A 2,707-nucleotide genomic window follows, 5' to 3' on the forward strand; every position below is an offset into this window, starting at 1 on the left:
AAACGCACATAGTCAACGGCATGATTAGCGCTTTTGGTCATAATCAAGCTGGCGCGTTCACGGGTAGGCAAAATATTTTGGTGCAGGTTCGGTTCATTAATATCACGCCAAATTTTGGTCGCTATTGTCACCGCTTTCTCTTCCGTTAATTTTGCATACTCGTGAAAGTAAGAGTTAGGATCAGAGAATGCACCCAGGCGGAATTTTAAAAACCGGTTTATATACCAGGATTTTAATAATTCTTCCGATGCGTCAACGTATATAGAAAAATCAATAAAATCAGAAACAAAAGCGCGTGGTTGTGCGTGCGGGTAATCCATTCCACTTTGCAGGACGTTTAATCCTTCAAGGATAAGAATATCCGGTTGTTCCACCACTTTATTGCTATTTGGCACGATGTCATAAGTCAGATGTGAATATATTGGCGCAGAGACTTTTTTAGCCCCCGATTTTATATCCGACACAAATTTCATCAGGCTATGAATATCGTAAGACTCAGGAAACCCTTTTTTCTGCATGAGGTTCCTGTCTTTAAGCACCTGTTTGGAATGCAAAAAGCCGTCTGTGGTGATCAATTCAACGCGACGGTGCTCAGGCCAACGGCTTAACAACGCCTGCAATACGCGCGCGGTAGTGCTTTTGCCAACCGCAACACTGCCTGCGATGCCAATAATATAGGGAATACGCTGCCCGTTCGTGCCGAGAAATTGCTCCAATACTGCCTGGCGTCTCAGGTTTGAGCTGATATAAAAATTAAGCAGACGTGATAAAGGCAGATAAATTTCGGCAACTTCATCGAGCGACAACTCGTCATTGATCCCTTTTAACCGGATGATCTCTTCTTCTGTCAGCGTTAATGGCACTGAATTGCGCAATGCAGCCCATTGGCGGCGATCGAAGTGTAGGTAGGGTGTTGCCAAAGGTTGCTCGCTGTCTCTCATCTGTCCAATTTATCCTATAGACCATCCTGCCAGGAGGCGAAACTGCCCATGCGTTGTGTGAGCCGGAAGTATAAGCCGCGGGTGGGTCATACACGGTAATGTTGTGATTCGATTAGTAGATATCAGGCAGGTTACACGTTGGACACGCAGAAAAGAAGACAACAGTATGATATTTCCTGACGCAATGGCGTCAGGAAACGATTAACTTGCCAAGGCCGGTGTCAGCCGATTGGCGACAAATAGGCGCTTGTAGTAGATGGCCGTTGGATGATAACTGCCATCGGGCGCACTGGCATAATCAGGAATTTCCCCCAGGTAGCGATACCCCTGCATACGATAAAAGGCTTCTGCCGGAGAGCCTGCCTGGGTATCCAGATATAGCAGGCCGCGATTGAGCTCAAAGGCCGTTGTTTCTAGCACCGACAGCAGTTTACGGCCAATACCCTGGCGACGTGCGCGGCTGTGTACCAGCAGTTTTTGCACCTCTGCCCGGTTCAACCCATTACTTTTTTGGCACAGTTCAAGCTGTACACTTCCGATAATGCCTTGGGCATCACGGGCAATCCACAGCAAACGCTCCCCTTCTGCCAGAGAGGTGCGTAATCCGTGAAAATAGCTGGCTGCAGTTTCGTGAGACAAAGGCATCTCATAACCAACAGAGGCACCATGCATTACCGCATCTAGCAGCAGGTCTGCCAGTTCTGTGCGGTAAACCGGCAGGGTTGTGTCATTAAGTAAAACGATTTTCATCATGCAGCCTCCAGCGAAATAAGTCCTTCCTGACCCTCTTTCGTGAAATAAAGCAAGATACATGCCAGGCCAGATTTATGTCGTTAACGCGGTTAAGTACGCATTTATGGCGAAGAAGGTGCGTTAACTTGGGGCAAAAGGTCATTGTTGGTGCGGAATTGTGCTGACGTTATGTTGAAAAAAGAATGCACGACAGGCGGGGATGTGCGGGATTAGTCGTGAATTTGGATGTTCTTTAGGCATTTTATCGCACGGTACGTGAATTCATGCTCGAATTTGGATAAAATCTAAGCGATAGCGCATTTTAAGCAATTTTTTTGTTGCATAGGAGGCTCGCTCTACCTAGAATGCGCAGCACTTGATGCCGGCTTAGCTCAGTTGGTAGAGCAACTGACTTGTAATCAGTAGGTCGCCAGTTCGATTCCGGCAGCCGGCACCATCAAGTACACAATGAGGTGGGGTTCCCGAGCGGCCAAAGGGAGCAGACTGTAAATCTGCCGTCACAGACTTCGAAGGTTCGAATCCTTCCCCCACCACCAAATTCAAGCCATACCGGTTATGGCTGAACCAACGCGATGAGGCAATCATCACGTTGGCGAAAGCGGAAGCTTTCAACAGAGAAATCAGGTAGCCGAGTTCAGGATGCGGGCATCGTATAATGGCTATTACCTCAGCCTTCCAAGCTGATGATGTGGGTTCGATTCCCACTGCCCGCTCCAATAAGTGCTGATATAGCTCAGTTGGTAGAGCGCACCCTTGGTAAGGGTGAGGTCGGCAGTTCGAATCTGCCTATCAGCACCACTTCTTTTTCATCTCCTGATTTCCTTTCTGTAAAATATTCGTCAAGCGTTAGCTTGGTTAATGTGGTGCTATCACCGATTTATCCGTGTCTTAGAGGGACAGTCAATGTCTAAAGAAAAGTTTGAACGTACTAAACCGCACGTTAACGTCGGTACTATCGGCCACGTTGACCATGGTAAAACCACGCTGACCGCAGCGATCACCACCGTACTGGC

General features: G+C 47.8%; 3 protein-coding genes and 4 tRNA genes. 5 read left to right on the forward strand and 2 right to left on the reverse strand.

What is annotated here, in order from left to right:
* Window positions 1-941 (reverse strand): type I pantothenate kinase (gene coaA / locus J5224_RS24670; protein WP_264627859.1); only part of this gene is annotated, 941 nt, incomplete at its 3' end.
* 201 nt (window positions 942-1,142) lie between these two features.
* The gene (locus J5224_RS24675) at window positions 1,143-1,691 is read right to left on the reverse strand and encodes a GNAT family N-acetyltransferase (protein ID WP_264627860.1); all 549 of its coding nucleotides are present in this window, start codon (window positions 1,689-1,691) and stop codon (window positions 1,143-1,145) included.
* A 363-nt stretch (window positions 1,692-2,054) separates the two neighbouring features.
* On the opposite strand from J5224_RS24675, the gene J5224_RS24680 reads away from it, so the two are divergent.
* The 5 genes from J5224_RS24680 to J5224_RS24700 form a co-directional block, all read left to right on the forward strand.
* Window positions 2,055-2,130: transfer RNA gene (locus tag J5224_RS24680), tRNA-Thr, on the forward strand.
* A gap of 15 nt (window positions 2,131-2,145) precedes the next feature.
* A tRNA-Tyr gene (locus tag J5224_RS24685) sits at window positions 2,146-2,230 on the forward strand.
* Window positions 2,231-2,335: 105 nt separating this feature from the next.
* Window positions 2,336-2,410 (forward strand) — tRNA-Gly (locus J5224_RS24690).
* Between the two features lie 6 nt (window positions 2,411-2,416).
* Window positions 2,417-2,492, forward strand: a tRNA-Thr gene (locus J5224_RS24695).
* 105 nt (window positions 2,493-2,597) lie between these two features.
* A partial coding sequence (locus J5224_RS24700) for a GTP-binding protein (RefSeq protein WP_001336758.1) occupies window positions 2,598-2,707 on the forward strand: 110 nt, incomplete at its 3' end.

The organism is Candidatus Symbiopectobacterium sp. NZEC135 (genome assembly GCF_025962695.1).

Bases quoted from the DNA above. Each gene is read 5' to 3' on its own strand.
- J5224_RS24675 (WP_264627860.1), bottom strand. From the start codon at position 1,691: ATGAAAATCGTTTTACTTAATGACACAACCCTGCCGGTTTACCGCACA.